Source organism: Compostimonas suwonensis (genome assembly GCF_002797855.1).
Classification (GTDB): Bacteria; Actinomycetota; Actinomycetes; order Actinomycetales; family Microbacteriaceae; genus Compostimonas; species Compostimonas suwonensis.
This window is the reverse complement of the sequence record NZ_PGFB01000003.1, coordinates 667,926-685,297: the sequence shown is the minus strand read 5'-3', so window position 1 is coordinate 685,297 and position 17,372 is coordinate 667,926. Positions and strand designations below refer to the sequence as shown.

Here is a 17,372-nt window from a genome sequence, read left to right as displayed (position 1 = left end):
GCTCGCTCGATCCCGGGCCCGGGTTCAGGCCCAGCCGAGCTCGCGCAGGCGTTTGTCGTCGAGCCCGAAGTAGTGCCCGATCTCGTGCACGAGGGTGATCCGCACGCGAGTGCGCAGCTCGTCGAGGTCGGCGCTGTGCTCCTGCATGTTGTTCTTGAACAGGGTGATCCGGTCGGGCAGCTCGCCGAAGCCGTAGACGCCGCGGCTCGTGAGCGGATGCCCGGTGTACAGGCCGAAGAGCCGCGGGCGTTCACCCGGCGGCTGGTTCTCGATCAGGATGGCGACGTTCTGGAGCTCGCCGACCATGTCATCCGGGATGGCGTCGTACTCCTCGGTGACCATCTTCTCGAAGTCGTCATCGGAGATCTCGACCATGTCACGGCCTCCTCGAATCGACGTCGCGCGGCTGCGGCGTCATGTCTGACACAACGTAACCCCACGAGGGCTATTCCTGGCAGTCGATCAGCTCTCCGAGCCGTCGCGCAGCGGCGAGCAGCCGAAGGGGACGGACGCGAGTAATCCAACACCTGTTGATTATCGTGAGACGTCGGCATACGGTGGGACGGTGAGTCCGACACGCAGCGAGATCCGTTGAAGGTGGACGCCCGCATCGAGGCGACCCGGCGACGGCTCCATGAGGCGATCCTGCGACTGACCGCGCGCAAAGACGTGAGCACGATCTCCGTCGCGGAGTTGGCACGCGAGGCCGGCATCGACCGCAGCACCTTCTACGCGCATGCGGCGTCGCCCGTCGATGTGCTGCGCTCGGCGCTGAGCGAGGACCTCGACCCCTTGCGGGTCGAAGCGGACGAGCTCGTCGACGGCACGCCCGACGCGTTCGCCGACGCGGGCAGGATGCTCAACGCCCGCCTCATCGACCACCTCGAACGATATGAGGCGGTGTACGCCGACCGCGCGAGCGGGCGCCCCAGCTCCGCCCTGCACACCGTGCTGAGCGACCACGTGCGCACCTCGCTCGAGCTGGTGCTCGGCCACCTGGCCGACCTCGGAACGGGGCGCGCGCAGACCGGCACCGAGCTGGACCGGAGTTACCTCGCGGCGTTCATCGCCCACGGGATCGTCGGGGCGATCTCGGTCTGGCTGAACACCCCGGCGCCTCGCGACCCACGCCAGCTGGAGGCCGTGCTCGACCTCGTCTACTCGAGCTGGCTGCTCCCCGGTGCGCAATCGCCGCGATGACCCGCGATGACTCCTGCTGACAGATGCCCGCGGTGTCGTCACCTCGTTCGGCCCGGTATCTCCGGCACCCGAAACGCGAAGAAAAGAAAGAAAGAGAGAACGGCAATGAAAGCATGGCGTTTGACCGCAGCTCACGAGCCTCTCGTGCTCACCGAGGTCGATGAGCCGGTGGCGGGCCCGGGCGAGGTGGTGATCGACGTGAGAGCGGCGAGCCTGTGCCACAGCGACGTCGGGTTCCTCGACGGAACCCTCACCGGCATCCTCGGCTTCACCCCCATCACCCTCGGTCATGAGATCGCGGGCGTCATCGCCTCGATCGGCGCCGACGTCACCTCGGTCGCTGTCGGCGACCGCGTCGGCGTGCCCACGGCGTTCGGCGGGCCGGGCCAGGCCATCGACGGCGGCTTCGCGGAGAAGGTCAAGGTCGGTGCCGACTGGGTGCTCCCGCTGCCCGACGGGATCTCCTTCGAACAGGCGGCCCCGGCGACGGATGCCGGCATGACCGCGTATCACGCCCTCAAGCTCGGCGGGGTGACGGCGGGCACGAAGCTCGGCATCATTGGCGCGGGCGGTCTCGGCTCGCTCGCCATCCAGTTCGCCGTCGGTCTCGGCGCCGAGGTGTACGTCGCCGAGATCAACGAGGCGGTCTGGGACAACGCGCGAGGATACGGCGCCACGGCCGTCGCGAAAGACATCATGGAGTTCGCCGACACGGGTCTCGAGGTGATCGTCGACTACGCCGGGTTCGGCACGACCACGGCGGGCGCGATCGACGCCGTCGCGCCGAAGGGCACGGTCGTGCAGGTCGGCCTCGGGCGCGAGCGCGCCGACATCTCCTCGCAGAACGTGGTCTTCAAGGAGCTGCGCTACCTCGGCTCCTCCGCGGGAAGCCACGAGGACTGCGCGGCCGTGATGGACCTCATCGCAGCGGGAAAGGCCTCGTCGATCCTCACCGAGATCGGCTTCGACGAGATCGGCGAGGGGATCGAGCGGCTGCAGCGCGGGGAGGTCGTCGGCCGGCTCGTCGCCGTCCTCCCCGAGTAGCGCGCCCGCGGCCGGGGCACCGACATCGTGACCGCCATCGGTGCCCCGAAGGGTCACATCGTCGCGCGACGCCTCAATTGGGTGCGGTAGGAGTACTGGCTCGGCAGGAAATAGTTGATAGCGAGCTCGACCGCACGGCCCTGCAGGTCTTTGTGCACACGATCGATCCGCAGCAGCGGGTCGCCGACCTCGCATGCGAGATGCAGCGCGGTGGCCTCATCGGCGAGGGCGACGGTGATGCTCTGCTGGGTCTCGGCGACGGGAGACTCCAGCCGCTGATCGAGGATGCCGATGATCGTCGATCGCGACGAGGAGCCGGCCTCGCCGAACTCGTCGTATTCGGCGAGGAGAGCGCCGACGTCCGGAGGGAGGTAGACGGTCGTGAGGCAGAACGGCACCTCGTCGTGCAGACGTCGGAACACGAGGCACGACACCGTGTCCTGGGAGAGCTGCAACCGGCTCGCCGCTTCGACGTCCACCTGACGACGGAGCGGCTCCACGACCTCGAGCACCGTGTCGACGGCGAGGCCCATAAGATCGTCGATCGTGCCGAGCTGCATGATGTAAGCGCCGTCCTGCGGCGCAGCGAAGGTGCCCCTGCCCCGCACACGATAGACGAGCCCCTCGGAGACGAGCTCGTGAAAGGCCTGGCGAACGGTCTGTCGGGCGATGCCGTGGGTCTGCGCGAGACTCGCCTCGGTGGGCAGCGCCCGCCCGTCCGCATAGTCGCCCCGAACCAGCGCCTCGCGCAGGCTCCGGGCGAGGGCGCGATAGCTGCTCTCCTCGCGTTCGGTCTTGATGGGCATTGCCGTCCTCTAGGGTCCACGCGGCGATGGAACCCCTCGCCACCTGCACTGCCAACTTAGCCCGCCCTGCGGGACGGGGCGAGCATCCCGCCAACGACGAATGGGCGGGTCGCCGGCGTGCGCACCGGTGACCGCCCATCCGGATCGTCACTCGACGAGTTCGATCGCCATGGCCGGGCAGACCTTCGCTGCGGCGCGCACGGCGGCGTAGTCCGACTCGGGCGGGGCGTCATCGAGCAGGATGACGATGCCGTCGTCGTCCTGGTCGAAGACGGTGCCCGCCGAGAGCACGCACTGCCCGGCGCCGATGCATCGGTCCTGATGGATCACGACCTTCATACGACCACGGCCTCTCGGGTCTCCCAGGTCGCCGGCAGGTTCCACACCCCGTAGATGATCATGCGATCCCTGAAGCGGATGTCTGAGAGCGGCACCGCGAGCTCGATCGACGGGATGCGCCGGAACAGGCTCTGGTACGCGATCTGCAGCTCGGCGCGGGCGAGCGACTGACCGAGGCACTGGTGGATGCCGTAGCTGAAGGCGAGGTGGTGGTGGGCGGAACGAGCGAAGTCGAGCTCGTCCGGGTGCTCGAACGCGTGCGGATCGCGGTTGGCGATGTCGAGCGCCACGATGATCCCCTCTCCCGCGGCGATGAGCTGCCCGCCGATCTCGATGTCCTTCAGCGCGACACGGCGCCGTCCGACGTGCGAGACCGTGAGATAGCGCAGCAGATCGTCGACCGCGTTGCCGAGGACCTCCGGATCATCGGTGTCCCGGATCTCTGCCAGACGAGCGGGATCCTGCAGGAGCACCAGTGTGCCCAGCGCGAGCATGTTCGAGGTCGTCTCATGGCCGGCGGTGACCAGCTGGATCATGGTGTCGACGACCTGCTTCGAGGTCAGCTGACCACTTCTCATCAGTGCGACGAGGTGGCCGGTGAGGGTGTCGCCATGGTCGTCTCGGGTCGAGATGAATTCCTCGATGAAGCGTCGCAGGTCGTCGTGGGCCGCTCCCGCCTCCTCCGCAGAGCTCTGGTGGTTCATCAGGGTGATCGTGCGCTCGCTGAAGAAGTCCTGGTCTTCATGCGGCATCCCGAGGATGTCGCAGATCACCGTGGAGGGGATCCGCAGCGCGAATGCCGTGGCGATGTCCACCGGGGGCGCCTGCGTGAGGAGGTCGTCGATGACCTCGTCTACGATCGCCTGGATCCTCGGACGGAGCAGGTTGACCTGTTTGAGGGTGAAGAAACGGCTGATGAGTCGACGCTGGATGTCGTGCTGCGGATTGTCCATCGTCATGATGTTCTGCTCCGTCGAGCGCCGCACCTTGACCGCCGCGCTCATGTGCGGATAGCCCGCATGGTGCGTCTCGGCGCTCATGTCGGGGCTGCTCAGAACCTCGCGGGCTTCGTCGTACCGGGTCACGAGCCAGCAGAGCGAGCCGTCCCAGTTGCGCACCCGGGTGATGGCTCCCTCCTTCGACAACTGCGCGAGATCCGGTGGCGGATCGAAGGGGCATCCTTCCGCACGCGCCATCGGGAAGCCGATGACCTCCTCGGCATGTGCATGTTCCATCGTGGCCATGTCAGTCCTCTCTCCAACGTTTCGCATATTTGGCCGTACAAATCACTTCTATAGTTGTACAAATAGCCATTAATGTCCACTGATTATCTCGATCCATCTACCCGCATCTACCCGAGCGGATGAGCGGATGAGAGGCGCGCCGATCAGGTGAACACCGTGCGCCCGCCGTCGATGACGATGTTCGCGCCGTTGGTGAACCCGGACTCGTCCGAGAAGAGATAGACGCACGCCGGCGCGATGTCCTCCGGTTGACCGAGACGACCGACGAAGCTCGATTTGAGCAGGTGCTCGAGTCTCCCCGGCTCGTTCAGCGAGCGCTTGGAGAACCGGGTCAGCGTCATCCCGGGCGAGATCGCGTTGCAGCGGACGCCCCGCGGCCCGAAATCGAGCGCAACGGACCGGGTGAGACCGAGAAGCGCGTGTTTGGTCGTGTTGTAACCCGCCCTGCCCGGAATGATCGCGACAGCCGAGACCGAGCAGATGTTGACGATCGACCCGCCTCCGTCGTCGAGCATGAGCGGGATCGCCAGCTGGGAGAACCAGAGGGGGGCGAGGAGGTTCACCGCCAAGGCGCGCTCCCAGTCCTCCTCCTTCATCTCGATGATGTCGCCCGCGCAGTGGGTCCCTGCGATGTTGCCGAGCGCGTCGAGGCCGCCGAGCTCGGCGCGGGCGAGGTCGACCGCCTTCGCGGCCGTCGAGCGGTCGGAGACGTCTCCGACGAGCCATGGCATGCCCAGGCCGTTCGCGACCTCTTCGACGTGCGGCTCTCGATCCACGAGCACGACGGATGCCCCCTCGGCGACGCACATCCGCGCCGTCGCCTCCCCCATACCCTGCGCCGCTCCTGTGAGAAGCACCCGTTTGCCGTCCAGGCGACGCCTCGGGACGGCGGGCTCCGACTGCGTCACCGTGCAGCCTCCTTCGCGCTCGGGCGCACCGGAATCGCGACGAGAGGAACCTGCCGGCCGTGCAGATGATCCCAGACCTGCTGGCTGACGAGCAGAGACGACTTCTCGCGCGAGGTCTCGCTGCCGCCGGCCGTGTGAGGGGTGAGCACGACGTTCTCGATCGCGAAGAAGGGATGGTCGGGGGCAGGCGGCTCATGGTCGTAGACATCGACGCCGGCGGCCGCGATCTCCTTCTCGAGGAGTGCCTCCACGAGATCGCCTTCGTTCACGACACCGCCGCGGCTGATGATCGTGAGAACGCCCTTGCGCCCGAGTGACCTCAAGTGCTCTCGTCGCACCATGTCGCGCGTCTCCGCTGTGAGGGGCGCGGCGATGACGGCATTGTTCGCCCACTCGAACAGCGCCAGCAGATCGTCGTCGAACTCGTATGGAAGAGTCGCTCGCACATCCGCCGGCACATACGGGTCGTAGAAACGGATCTCGCACTGGAATCCCTCGCTCAGGATCGCCGCGATACGCCGGCCGATGTTCCCCGCACCCACCACCGCGATCCGCGACCCGGAGACCTCCTGCACGAGCGGCAGCGTCACACGTTCCTCGAACCGTCCCGCGCGCGTGAGCTCATCGCGCACGGGTATGTCGCGGGTCGCCGCGAAGAGCATCGTGATCGCGTGCTCCGCGACGGAATTGGAGTTCACGCCGGCGACATTCGTCAGAGCGATCCCACGACGCTCGAGCTCGTCGAGGTCGACGGAGTCGATCCCGACACCCCTCTTCCCGATGACACGGAGGTCGGGAAGCAGGTCGAGCGTCGCCTTGTCGACGGGAACGGTGTAATAGAGCAGACCGGCTATCCCAGCGCCTTCCTGCCTCCAGCTGTCGTCTTCGTAGCCGAGGACGACGTCGGCTCCGGCGTTGCGCAGCCATGCCACCGAGGAGTCGGGAAGCGGCTGCAGGATGAGGATTTTCATGTGATCGGTCGACCTTTCTGAGGTGTCCCCGCGTTCTCGCGCACACGGGTGATGAATTCGAGGGCGGCCCGCGCGCATTCGCGGGCGTTGCTGACGGCGACGTGGTAGGAGTCGCCCGGCAGCACGAGGAGCTCGGAGAGCGGGATGCGCCGCTGCCACTCCCGCGTCTCCTCGACGCTGGAGAGCCCGCTGCCCTCCGTCGTGATCACGAGCGTCGGGCAACGGATGAGGGGAAGCGCGTCGGCGATGTCCGCGTCGGCGATCCTCGCGAGGAACCCCGCCACCGTCGACGGCGCCGTACGCGACATGTAGGAGATCCACCACTCGACGCCCTGATCGGGGAAGCCGGGTCCGAGACGCCCGGCCATGCTGCGCCGCGCCCACGCCTCGACGCCGTGCTCGAGGACCTCGCGGATGAGTTCGGGCCGTGGCCCGACACCGCGGTGCGGCGCGGGGGTTCCCGCGACGACCAGCGATGAGACGCGGTCGGGATGCGCGCTCGCGAGGTGTCGCGCGATCGTCCCGCCCAGTTTCGCTCCGACGAGGTGGAAGCGGTCGATCCCCAGGGAGTCGAGCAGCCCGATCAGGTCCTTCCGGATCACGTCGAGAGTCCAGGGGAAGTCCTCGGGCATGGGCGTCGACAGACCGAATCCGCGGATGTCGGGACGCACGACACGCAGATCCCCGCTCAACTCGGGCACCCATCCGTACCACGACTCCGAGCTCTCGGCGTTTCCGTGGAGCATCACGACCGTCTCCGGCCGACCCCACGGCTCCGTGAAGTCGTCGACCCGGTAGAAGAGGGTGCGGCCGTCTTCGAGCGCGAACTCTGGCATGTCGGCCCTCAGCCCCGGCGATCGGCGGGAACGCCCGCGGCGCCCCCGCTCGCCAGTTCGTCCCGGATCCTGCTCGCGGCCTCCTTGAGCGCGCGCTGCAGTACGAGCATCGGGCTGGGCGAGACCGTGGAGTAGCTGACGCCGATGTCACGCAGCTCGCTGGGCGTGAACGGCAGAACCGCCGTGTTGAACGGCACGTACACCTTCGCCTTGCCGACCGAGCGCACCCGGGTCACGAGGTCGACGAACGCGGCCTTGAGCTCCTGCGGCTTGCCGGCGAGACCGAGCGCGACTCCGAGATCGGCAGGCCCGAAGGCGACGAGATCGATCCCATCGACTGCCGCGATCTGCTCGAGTTGGTCGATCGTCTCGGTGTCCTCGGCCATGACGATGAGCAGGATCTCGGAGTTCGACGTGCGTACGTGCTCATCCCACGGAACGGTTCCGTACCCGGCGGCCCGCGTGCCGCCGTGCGCCCCACGTTCGCCGAGCGGCGGATAGCGCACGGCCTGGACGGCCGCCTTGGCGCCGTCGACGCCGTCCACGTGCGGAATCTGGATGCCCTGCGCGCCCGCATCCAGAAGGCGCTGGATGAGACCGGGGTCGACACTCGGGATCCGCACGACCGGCGTGATGCCGCTCAGATCCGCGATGCGGATCATCTCGGCGACGAGGCCGACGTCGAACACCGAGTGCTCCATGTCGATGAAGGCTCCGTCGAATCCGGCGAGGGCGATGAGCTCGACCACCGCCGGATCGGCGATCGTGACGTGACTCATAAGCGCCAGATCGCCGCGGTCCATGATCTCCTTGACGCGATTCCGTTTCATGTCTCTCTCTTTCTCTGCTTCGTCCTTGCCCGTCCCGGCCGCATGGAGTGCGGTCGTCGACGGCGCGGCGGGATCGCGTTCATGCGACCGCCGGGTCCTGGTGCATACCGCCTCACCGACTCCAGGGAAACCACCCGAGCACGGCTTCGCCCATGATGAGACGCGACTGGTCGTCCGTCAGATCGAGCTCCTCCTCGAAGAACCGGCGAAGCTGCGCGTAGTCGCCCCGCAGACGGGAGAGATCGCTGCCCCAGAAAACACGATCGGCCCCGTATGCGTCGATGAGACGGTGGATCTTCTCCGCGAGCAGTGGGTACGGATAGTCCTCGGTCGTGAACGACGGAAGCGACGTCGCCTTGACGGCGACGTTCGGAAGGTCGGCCAGGGCCAGGGCGTCGGCCCAGCCCTCATCGATCTCATCGTCGCGTTTGGAGGTCTCGAGGCCGACATGGCAGACCGCGATGCGCGCCCGCGGATGGCGCGCGGCGACGGCACCGAGCTCGCGTGTGAGGTTCGGGGCGAACACCATCGTCGGCAGACCGAGATCCGCCGCGACATCCCAGTACCAGTCCGCGGTCCCGTCGGTGAGCCACACCGCCGCCTGGCGGGTGAAGACGAGCCGCGCCCCCGCCACCCGTGGATCCCTCGCCCAGGCCTCGAGGCTCGACACCGAGCCGCGGTCGTCGATCGGAAACCGCACGATCGCGCGGAACCGCTCGGGCTCCGTCTCCGCAGCGCGAAGCACAACATCGTTGCGGATCCCCTCCCACGTCGGTGGAACCAGATACGCGCGATCGACTCCGACCCTGTCCATCTCGGCGGTGAGCGTCTCCTGCGTGATCGGCTCGGGTCTGTGGGCATAACTGGCGCCCGAGGGGATCCACGGCCGTTCGGGCCGATCCGCCTCCCAGATGTGCACTTGGGCGTCGACGATCATTCGGTGTCCTCCATTGCTGTACAGCCGGCGCACCCGCTGCGGGGCACGCAGAGTCGATTCGAATCCGACACGAGTTCAGCGGCTCCCGCCGAGCTGGTCGACGATCCAGGCGCGATACTCGGGAGCCTTCGTCGCGAACCCCAGCATCGCCACCCCGACGGCCTGGTCTCCGCGCCAATACGCGTAGGCGACGTCGCCGGACACGTCGCCGTCGAGCAGGGTCGCCGAGTCGCCCAGATGAGGCGAGCCGAACGCCTGCACCCTGACGACGTGCTGATCCGACCAGAACACGGGCAGAGGCGCGAACGGCGTCTCGTCGAGCTCGCCGGAGCCGAGCAGGGCGACGAGTGTGGCAGCCGCGCGTTTGGCGGTCTCCGGCACCATCGTCCAGTGCTCGACACGGCGGGGAACCTCGTCGAAGAGCGGGTTCGGGAATCGTGCGACGTCTCCCACGACCACGACGTTCTCCGCACCGACCGCACGCAGCCTCCCGTCGCACAGCACGCCGTCCGAGATGTCCAGCGACGTGCCCGCGAGCCATTCGGTGTTGGGACGTGTCCCGAGCGCCTCGACGATGAGATCCGCCTCGAGCGCCGAACCGTCGTCGAGCAGGACCTCCGCGATGCCGGTATCGGCGCCGTGGTAGGCGGCCACGCCCCGGCCCATGTGGAAGGCGATCCCGCTCTCCTCATGCCTGTGCTGGATCGCGGCGCCCAGCTCGTGCCCGAGCACGCGTCCCATCGGGGTGGGGAGCGGATCGACGACCGTCACCCGACATCCCAACTCGATCGCCGTCGCGGCGAACTCGCATCCGACGAATCCCGCCCCCACGCAGACGATGCGCCCGCCCGGAGAGGTGAACTCCCGTGAGCGGAGGTAATCGGCGTAGGTGCGGAACGAGAGGCGCGGCACGGTCGGGGCGTCGAACGGAAGCTGCCGCGCACGCACACCGGTGGCGATCACGAGCCCGTCATAGCCGAGCCTCTCGCCGGTGTCGAGTTCGATCCAGCCCGCCTCGAGATCGGCGGATGTCGCGGTGACGCCGAGCCGCCATTCGACGTTCGCGATACTCGGCTTGATCCTGAGCAGAACCGACTCGATGTCGCCGGCGCCCGGAAGCGTTCCCTTGGTCAACGGCGGCCTGCTGTACGGCATCGTCTGCTCGGTGCCGACGACCACGAGCTCGTCGGCGTAGCCGCGAGCGCGGAGGGCCTCGACGACCCTGAGCGCACCGAGCGATCCACCCACTACGACGATTCTCATCTCGATCCCTCCGCGTCCGTGGTGCCGACATACACGTTCCCTGAGCCGTTATGCACGGTGCGACCTCCATTTGCGCGAGCGCGAGTCGATGATCTGTCCGATCAGGAACACGCCCGCGGTGACGAGGACGACGACGATCGCCAGCGCGGCGAGTCGCGAATATCCGCTGTTCTGGTAGAGATCGAGGATCTCGTAACCCAGGACCGCGTTGTTCGTGCCCGAGAGCAGGATCGACGCGGTCACGTCGCTGAGCATCATGTTCACGGTGAGCGTCCAGCCCGCGACGATGCCCCCGATGCTGAGCGGGATGATGATCCTGCGGATGGTCCGGGCCTGACTCGCGCCGCTGATCGCGGACGAGTCGAGAAGATCCTGTCCGAGCTGTCCCACGGAGCTCGACACAGCGAAGTACGACTGGGGCACGTACATCGCGATGAAGCACAGCAGGATGATCAACGTCGTTCCGCCGAGGTGGAAGGGCGGGCCCGAGAAGGCCACCACGAACGCAACACCGACGATGATGTGCGAGAGACTTCCCGGGGCGGCAGCGGCCCACGAGACGAGCGTGTTCGCGACCCGTCCGGACGACCGGGCGAACAGCGACATGGTGAGGCTGAAGATGATGAGCACCGTCGCGCCGATGACGGCGATCTCCACGCTGCGCACGAGCGCATCGGCCACGACCGGGTCGTCGCCGAAGACCTCGCCGTAGGACTTGAGCGTCAAGGTGTCGAAGCGGACGGTCGACGACCAGAACGATTGCAGCGAGACGATCAGCATCGCCGCCAAGGGCAGGATGGAGATGCAGCACACGAAGACGATCGTGAACACGCGGGCCGGCCACCTCCATCTGCCGAGTCGCACCACCGTCGCGTGTGTGGCCTTGCCTTCGACCTTCGCGAAGTCGCCGCGGCGCAGAAGGCGGTTCTGCACAAAGGATCCGATCGCCACGACGACGAGCACGATCAGGCCGAGCACGACTGCCGAGTCCGTCTGGGGCGGGTAGCTGTAGGTCAGGAGCCCGACGATCCGGGCCGCCAGCACCTCGATCTCGGCTCCCGTGCCGATGATCGACGGAACGGCGTAGAGGGCGAGGGTCAGGATGGACACCAGGACCGCCGCGCTCGCCATCGCCGGGGCGATCGCCGGCACGGTGACCTTGCGGAACGTGCGAAAGGTGCTCGCCCCGGCGATCGTCGACGCCTCCTCGAGTGCCGGACTCATGTTGCGAAGCGCGGAACTGATCGGCAGGTAGGCGAACGGCATCGTCGTGATGCCGGCGACGAGGACCATACCCGGCCAGGTGAAGATGTTGAGCGGGCCGTCCTCGAGATGCAATCCCGCAGCGCCCAGCAGCGTCCGGAGGATCCCGTTGATGAATCCGGCGCCGGGCGACAGGAGGAACACCCAACCGATCGACGTCGCAATCGGAGGCAGCAGCAGCGGCGCGATGCCCAGGAACCGGCTCAACACCTCTGAGCGGGCATCCGTGCGCTCGTTGATCCATGCCAGGACGAGAGCGAAACCGATCGCCACGACACCCGTGCCCACGACGAAGATCAGCGTGTTGAGCAGCACCGTCGCGATGCCGGTCTGATTCCACGCGGAGACGAACGCATCCGTGTTGAAGGAGCCGTCGACGAAGAAGACACGGACGAGCATCGAGCCCACGGGGTAGACCAGGAGTGCTCCGAAGAACGCAGCGATGACGAGCCCGACGATCCACTTGCCCCGGAACCTCCTCCTCGGCGCGCCGGCTGTGTCCACCGTCGCCCGAGTCGTCCGTTCCCGCACCACCGCGCTCATGAATCGGCTCTCGGGTCGGTGTCGTCCGGGAGGACGAGCACGCTGCGCGTGTCTGCGCGCACACGCACCTCGCGACCGCGCAGGTCGGCTGCATGAAGCGCCGCGGCGGAGACGAGGAGCCGATGATCCCCCACGCGCACGGTGTGCACCGCGACCGCTCCCTCGAACATCGTCGACTCCACGCGACCCGTCCAGGTGTTCGTCCCCGTCGGGCCGAGGTCGTCGTCGTCGACGAGCTTGCACACCTCGGGCCGGAAGACGGCGACGACGACATCGCCCAACGCCGGCACGGTCTCACCGACGCGGCCGGTTATCGTTCCGATCTCCGTCGTCATCTCCACCAGTCCGTCCCTCAGCGCGGTGACCGTGCCGGGGAGCTCGTTCGTCGTCCCGACGAATCGAGCGACATACAGGCTTCGCGGCTCCTGATAGATCTCCTTGGGGGCGCCGATCTGCTCGACCCGGCCTGCGCGCATGACAGCCACCCTCTTGCCGAGGCCGAACGCCTCGCGCTGGTCGTGGGTGACGTAGAGCCCGGCGAAACCGAGCTCATGCTGCATCCGGGCGAGCTCTCCCCTGAGCTGATCGCGCACCTTCGCGTCGACGTTCGAGAGCGGTTCGTCGAAGAGGATCAGCGGGCTCTCCGAGATCAGCGCCCGGCCGAGCGCGACACGCTGCTGCTGTCCACCCGACAGCCGGGAGGGATAGCGGCCTCCCACAGCCTCGAGCCCGAGGAGCTCGAGCATCGTCGAGACGCGTTTGGCACGCGCGGCCGATGACACGCCTCGCACTTCGAGCGGATAGCTGATGTTCTGCGCAACGGTCATGTGCGGCCACAGCGCGTACGACTGGAACATCATGCTGAGTCCGCGCTTGGCCGCCGGCACGTATCGGGATTCGCGACCCGCGCCGCCGGAGAAGACGAGCTTTCCGGCGACGCGGATCTCACCGGTCTGGGGTGTGTCGAGTCCTGCGACGCACCTCAGCAGTGTGGTCTTGCCGCAACCGCTCGGGCCGAGGAGGACGACGAACTCGCCTTCGCGAACCTCGATGCTGGCCCCGGCGACGGCATACACCGCACCGGAGGTCTTGCGTTTTCGGTCCGGATCCTGAAACGTACGGGTGAGGTCTCCGACCTCGAGAGGCACGAAGGAGCCCTGCATCACTGCAGCCCCAGGAGCTTGACGATCTCATCGGACCTCTCAGCAGTCTGCGCCGGGTCGATGAGCGGCATCCCCTCTGGTGTGACGAGCGAGTCCGGCACGGCGTCGTGGCCGAGCGGCGATGCGGCCGCCCCGTTCGTGAGCGGTCCCTGGCCCTCCGGCGAGAGGATGAAGTTCGCGAACAGACGGGCAGCGTTCGGATGCGGGGAGTCCGCGACCACGCTCAGCAGCTGGTTGAATCCGACCGTCGCGGTCGGCATGATGCTCTTGAGGGGCGCGCCGGCCGCGATGAGGTCGGCGTCACCGCCGGCGGGAGCCGGGAAGACGACCTGTCCCTCGCCCGCCGCCAACGATTCGAGCGCGGGATAAGTGCTCGGGTAGACCCTCAGATCCTGCTTGCTGAGATCGGTGAGGAAGTCGGCGCCGTACTCGTCGTACAGCCAGTTGAAGAACCCCATGACGACGGGACCGCTCGTGCGGGGGTCGTTGAGGAGGAGTTGACCGGTGAACTCCGGCTTGAGCAGGTCTTCCACCGACTTCGGCGCGTCGCCCTCGCTCAGCTTGTCGGTGTTGTAGTTCCACAGCCAGGGGATCGTGATCGCCTTCAGATAGCTCCCGTCGACGAGATCCTCGGGCCAGTTCGCGACGTTGGGCACGAGCTCCTCGTCGAGAGGCAGCAGCCAGCCCTGGTCGCCCGCATCCGTCGCGAACGCCGGGTCCGCCTGCAGAAGGACATCCGCGGCCGGCGCACCGCTCTGCATCTCGGCGGTGAACCGCTGGACGAGCGGACCGGATGACACACGAACCAGGTCGACGGTGATCCCGTAGGTCTTCTGGAAGAGGTCGGCCGTGGGTTGGAGCTGAGCGGGAGAGAATCCGGAATACCATGTGACGCTTCCCTCGGCCTTCGCGGCGTCGATGAGCGTCTGGAGTGCGGGGTCGGTCGATGCGCTCTGGGACGACTCCTGCGTGGGAGTCGCCCCACCGGACGAACATCCTGTGATCGTGAGCGCCAGTGCGGCGATCGCGGCTCCGACCACGATCTTCGATTTCGAGTTGCTGGACAACGCTGTCCTCCTTTATAGAGTCGGGCAGATGCGGCCTTGGCCACGCCCGTTCATGGGATGGATGAGAATGCGGGACTTGTGCATGTTCAGAGCGGACGGCCGTGGACATCGAGGTGTCCCCGGCATCCTGTGCGGTCATGTCATCGTGTGCAGCCGGCTCCTTTCTCGCATGCGGATGTCACTGCGATCACTCCATCAGGGCGTACACGGACTCGAATGAACCGGCCTCGGCTTCGACCGTGCCGTCCGCAGAGAGGTCGACCGTCTCGTCGAACTCGATGACGTTGTCGATCGCGGTTCCCATGGAGACGTTCGTTATGCGCTCGAGGATCACCTCGACGACGACCGGCACCTCGTGCACCGCGAGGAGCCTCTTCGCCTCCTCGAACGCGGCGAGGAGCTCATCGGGATCCGTGACACGGATGGCCTTGCAGCCCAGGCCCTCGACCACCTTCACGTGATCCACACCGTAGGCGCCGATCTCGGGGGTGTTGATGTTCTCGAACGACAGCTGCACGTAGTAGTCCATGTCGAAACTCCGCTGGGCCTGGCGGATGAGCCCGAGGTAGGCGTTGTTCACGAGCACGTGGATGTACGGGATCTTGAACTGCGCTCCGACGGCGAGCTCCTCGATGAGGAACTGGAAGTCGTAGTCGCCCGACAGCGCGACCACGATGCTCTCCGGATCGGCTGTCGCGACGCCGAGACTCGCCGGCACCGTCCAACCGAGCGGACCGGCCTGACCCGCGTTGATCCAGTGGCGCGGCTTGTAGACGTGCAGCATCTGCGCCGCCTGGATCTGCGAGAGCCCGATCGTGCTCACGTATCGCACCTCGGGCCCGAACGCCTTGTTCATCTCCTGGTACACCCGCTGCGGCTTGATCGGGACGTCGTCGTAGTCGGTCCTGCGCAGCATCGTGCTGCGGCGCGCTCTGCACTGCCCTGCCCATTCGGACCAGTCGGGCAGACGCCCTGCGAGAGCCCGTTCCTGCGCGACGGCCACGAACAGCTCGAGGGCCGCCTTGGCGTCGGAGGCGATCCCGTAGTCGGGGGCGATCACGCGGCCGAGCTGGGTGGGCTCCACATCGACGTGCACGAACGAGCGGCCTCTCGTGTAGACGTCGAGACTTCCCGTGTGGCGGTTCGCCCAGCGGTTGCCGATCCCGAGCACGAAGTCGGAGGCGAGCATCGTCGCGTTTCCGTAGCGATGCGAGGTCTGGATCCCCACCATCCCGGCCAGGAGCGGATGGTCGTCGGAGATGATGCCCCACCCCATCAGGGTCGGCACGACGGGAACCCCGAGGATCTCGGCGAACTCGACGAGGAGCTCTGCGGCATCCGCATTGATCACCCCGCCACCGGCGACGATGATCGGGCGCTCCGCGGCGATGAGCATGTCGAGCGCCTTCTCGATCTGCGGGCGGGTCGCCTCACGACGCTGTACCGCGAGCGGCTCGTAGGTGTCGATGTCGAAGTCGATCTCCGCAAGCTGCACGTCGATGGGGAGATCGATGAGAACGGGACCGGGCCGTCCCTCCCTCATAAGCCAGAAGGCCTTCTGGAACGCCCCGGGCACCTGGGCCGGCTCGAGGATCGTCGCCGCCCATTTCGTGACCGGCTGTGCGATCGAGGCGATGTCGACGGCCTGGAAGTCCTCCTTGTGCAGCTTGTCGACCGGCGCCTGCCCCGTGATGCACAGGATCGGGATGGAGTCGGCCGATGCGGAGTACAGCCCGGTGATCATGTCGGTTCCCGCAGGGCCCGAAGTGCCGATGCAGACTCCGATGTTGCCGGCCTCGGCACGGGTGTACCCCTCGGCCATGTGGGAGGCCGCCTCGACGTGCCGCGCGAGCACGTGCCGTATCCCGCCGTGAGCGCGCAGGGCGGAATAGAAGGGGTTGATCGCGGCACCCGGAAGTCCGAACGCCTGTGTCGCCCCCTCCTTCTCGAGGATGAGTACTGCTGCGTCTACTGAGCGCATACGTGCCATGACTGACGTTCTCCCTTGTTCGTTTCGTTCACGCGTCTGCGGGCGTCGCGTCGATGCGACGTCCCGAGAGTCTTTCCACGCCGCGCACGAGTCCCGAGTGATCGAGTTCGCCGTCGCCCACGCCGACCGCGGACGCCACGAGCTGGGCGGTCAGGGCGGCCACGGGGGTGACGACACCCGCCGCACGCGCCGCCGCGATCGCGATGCCCAGGTCTTTGTGATGGAGCCTCAGCCGGAAGCCGGGGGCGAAGCCGCGTTCGAGGATGTTCCGGCGTTTCTGCTCGAGGACCTTCGATCCGGCGAGCCCGGCACCGAGCACGTCGAGGGCGGTCGCGAGCTCGACACCCTGGGCCTCCAGGAACACGACCGCCTCGGCGAGCGCTTGGATGTTCGCCGCGACGATCAGCTGATTCGCCGCCTTCACCGTTTGCCCCGCCCCGCTGTCTCCCACGTGGACGATCGTCTTCCCGACGGCGCGGAAGACCGTCTGGCCACGATCGACGTCGCGGGGGTCGCCGCCCACCATGATCGACAGCGCCGCGTCGATCGCCCCGGCCTCGCCCCCGGAGACCGGAGCGTCGAGGAAGCCGACCCCCCGGCTGCGCGCGGCCGCAGCGATCGAGACCGCGACATCCGGCCGGATGGTGGAGAAGTCGATGACGAGCGTTCCCGGTCCGACGCTCTGAAGCACCGCGCCGTCGCCCAGCATCACCGCCTCCACGTCGGGGGAGTCCGGAACCATGATGCACACGATGTCGGCCTCGGCGACGGCTTCGGCGATCGAGGCGACGACGGTGCCCCCCGCCTCTGCGAGCGCAGCACCCTTCTCAGGTGTGCGGTTGAAGCCGCGCACCGTGTGGCCCGCGCGCACCAGATTGACGGACATCGGGCTGCCCATGATGCCGAGGCCGATGAAGCCTATGGATGTCACTGTCTGACTCCTTTGTCTTGTGACGTGTCGTGAGGTG

At 67.2% G+C, this 17,372-nt stretch carries 17 protein-coding genes; 2 read left to right on the top strand and 15 right to left on the bottom strand.

From position 1 onward, the window contains the following. Positions 1-24: 24 nt before the first annotated feature. Entirely contained in the window at positions 25-375 is a 351-nt protein-coding gene (locus CLV54_RS10965; RefSeq protein ID WP_100344977.1) for a metallopeptidase family protein, read from the bottom strand. 216 nt (positions 376-591) lie between these two features. Between CLV54_RS10965 and CLV54_RS10960 the strand changes: the two genes are divergently transcribed. Continuing rightward, on the top strand, positions 592-1,200 hold the full coding sequence (locus CLV54_RS10960; RefSeq protein ID WP_157802928.1) for a TetR/AcrR family transcriptional regulator: 609 nt from the start codon (positions 592-594) through the stop codon (positions 1,198-1,200). A gap of 120 nt (positions 1,201-1,320) precedes the next feature. Beyond that, on the top strand, positions 1,321-2,244 hold the full coding sequence (locus CLV54_RS10955) for a zinc-binding dehydrogenase (protein WP_211294517.1): 924 nt from the start codon (positions 1,321-1,323) through the stop codon (positions 2,242-2,244). A 53-nt stretch (positions 2,245-2,297) separates the two neighbouring features. On the opposite strand, the gene CLV54_RS10950 is transcribed toward CLV54_RS10955, so the two are convergent. The 14 genes from CLV54_RS10950 to CLV54_RS10885 form a co-directional block, all read right to left on the bottom strand. Continuing rightward, entirely contained in the window at positions 2,298-3,050 is a 753-nt protein-coding gene (locus CLV54_RS10950; protein ID WP_100344974.1) for a GntR family transcriptional regulator, read from the bottom strand. Positions 3,051-3,197: 147 nt separating this feature from the next. Beyond that, positions 3,198-3,389, bottom strand: a complete 192-nt coding sequence (locus tag CLV54_RS10945) for a ferredoxin (protein WP_100344973.1) — start codon at positions 3,387-3,389, stop codon at positions 3,198-3,200. After that, on the bottom strand, positions 3,386-4,624 hold the full coding sequence (locus CLV54_RS10940; RefSeq protein WP_170061984.1) for a cytochrome P450: 1,239 nt from the start codon (positions 4,622-4,624) through the stop codon (positions 3,386-3,388). Before CLV54_RS10940 ends, CLV54_RS10945 begins: the two co-directional genes overlap by 4 nt. 152 nt (positions 4,625-4,776) lie before the next feature. After that, positions 4,777-5,541, bottom strand: coding sequence for an SDR family NAD(P)-dependent oxidoreductase (locus tag CLV54_RS10935; protein WP_157802926.1), 765 nt, complete (start codon positions 5,539-5,541; stop codon positions 4,777-4,779). After that, positions 5,538-6,512 carry a 2-hydroxyacid dehydrogenase gene (locus CLV54_RS10930; protein ID WP_157802925.1) on the bottom strand — a complete coding sequence of 325 codons (975 nt, stop codon included), beginning with the start codon at positions 6,510-6,512 and terminating at the stop codon, positions 5,538-5,540. Before CLV54_RS10930 ends, CLV54_RS10935 begins: the two co-directional genes overlap by 4 nt. Then, positions 6,509-7,348 carry an alpha/beta fold hydrolase gene (locus CLV54_RS10925; RefSeq protein ID WP_100344969.1) on the bottom strand — a complete coding sequence of 280 codons (840 nt, stop codon included), beginning with the start codon at positions 7,346-7,348 and terminating at the stop codon, positions 6,509-6,511. The genes CLV54_RS10930 and CLV54_RS10925 overlap by 4 nt, the downstream gene beginning before the upstream one ends. 8 nt (positions 7,349-7,356) lie before the next feature. Next, complete coding sequence (locus CLV54_RS10920; RefSeq protein WP_100344968.1) at positions 7,357-8,178, bottom strand: HpcH/HpaI aldolase family protein; 822 nt, start codon at positions 8,176-8,178, stop codon at positions 7,357-7,359. Positions 8,179-8,290: 112 nt separating this feature from the next. Next, positions 8,291-9,115, bottom strand: coding sequence for an amidohydrolase family protein (locus tag CLV54_RS10915; RefSeq protein WP_100344967.1), 825 nt, complete (start codon positions 9,113-9,115; stop codon positions 8,291-8,293). A gap of 75 nt (positions 9,116-9,190) precedes the next feature. After that, a complete protein-coding gene (locus CLV54_RS10910) occupies positions 9,191-10,378 on the bottom strand; it encodes an NAD(P)/FAD-dependent oxidoreductase (protein WP_100344966.1) in 1,188 nt (395 codons plus the stop codon). A 48-nt stretch (positions 10,379-10,426) separates the two neighbouring features. Beyond that, positions 10,427-12,145, bottom strand: coding sequence for an ABC transporter permease (locus CLV54_RS10905; RefSeq protein ID WP_170061983.1), 1,719 nt, complete (start codon positions 12,143-12,145; stop codon positions 10,427-10,429). A gap of 35 nt (positions 12,146-12,180) precedes the next feature. Next, complete coding sequence (locus tag CLV54_RS10900) at positions 12,181-13,260, bottom strand: ABC transporter ATP-binding protein (RefSeq protein WP_170061982.1); 1,080 nt, start codon at positions 13,258-13,260, stop codon at positions 12,181-12,183. 86 nt (positions 13,261-13,346) lie between these two features. Beyond that, positions 13,347-14,414: an ABC transporter substrate-binding protein gene (locus CLV54_RS10895; protein ID WP_100344963.1), complete on the bottom strand. Its 1,068-nt coding sequence runs from the start codon at positions 14,412-14,414 to the stop codon at positions 13,347-13,349. Positions 14,415-14,601: 187 nt separating this feature from the next. After that, a complete protein-coding gene (gcl, locus tag CLV54_RS10890; protein WP_100344962.1) occupies positions 14,602-16,404 on the bottom strand; it encodes a glyoxylate carboligase in 1,803 nt (600 codons plus the stop codon). Positions 16,405-16,432: 28 nt separating this feature from the next. After that, positions 16,433-17,335 carry a 2-hydroxy-3-oxopropionate reductase gene (locus CLV54_RS10885; protein WP_100344961.1) on the bottom strand — a complete coding sequence of 301 codons (903 nt, stop codon included), beginning with the start codon at positions 17,333-17,335 and terminating at the stop codon, positions 16,433-16,435. Positions 17,336-17,372: the final 37 nt, after the last annotated feature.

What these genes read in the sequence shown, in the direction of transcription:
- CLV54_RS10965 (WP_100344977.1), bottom strand. Translation starts at nt 375, where the DNA reads ATGGTCGAGATCTCCGATGACGACTTCGAGAAGATGGTCACCGAGGAG.
- CLV54_RS10950 (WP_100344974.1), bottom strand. Translation starts at nt 3,050, where the DNA reads ATGCCCATCAAGACCGAACGCGAGGAGAGCAGCTATCGCGCCCTCGCC.
- CLV54_RS10945 (WP_100344973.1), bottom strand. Translation starts at nt 3,389, where the DNA reads ATGAAGGTCGTGATCCATCAGGACCGATGCATCGGCGCCGGGCAGTGC.
- CLV54_RS10940 (WP_170061984.1), bottom strand. Translation starts at nt 4,624, where the DNA reads ATGGAACATGCACATGCCGAGGAGGTCATCGGCTTCCCGATGGCGCGT.
- CLV54_RS10930 (WP_157802925.1), bottom strand. Translation starts at nt 6,512, where the DNA reads ATGAAAATCCTCATCCTGCAGCCGCTTCCCGACTCCTCGGTGGCATGG.
- CLV54_RS10925 (WP_100344969.1), bottom strand. Translation starts at nt 7,348, where the DNA reads ATGCCAGAGTTCGCGCTCGAAGACGGCCGCACCCTCTTCTACCGGGTC.
- CLV54_RS10920 (WP_100344968.1), bottom strand. Translation starts at nt 8,178, where the DNA reads ATGAAACGGAATCGCGTCAAGGAGATCATGGACCGCGGCGATCTGGCG.
- CLV54_RS10915 (WP_100344967.1), bottom strand. Translation starts at nt 9,115, where the DNA reads ATGATCGTCGACGCCCAAGTGCACATCTGGGAGGCGGATCGGCCCGAA.
- CLV54_RS10910 (WP_100344966.1), bottom strand. Translation starts at nt 10,378, where the DNA reads ATGAGAATCGTCGTAGTGGGTGGATCGCTCGGTGCGCTCAGGGTCGTC.
- gcl (WP_100344962.1), bottom strand. Translation starts at nt 16,404, where the DNA reads ATGGCACGTATGCGCTCAGTAGACGCAGCAGTACTCATCCTCGAGAAG.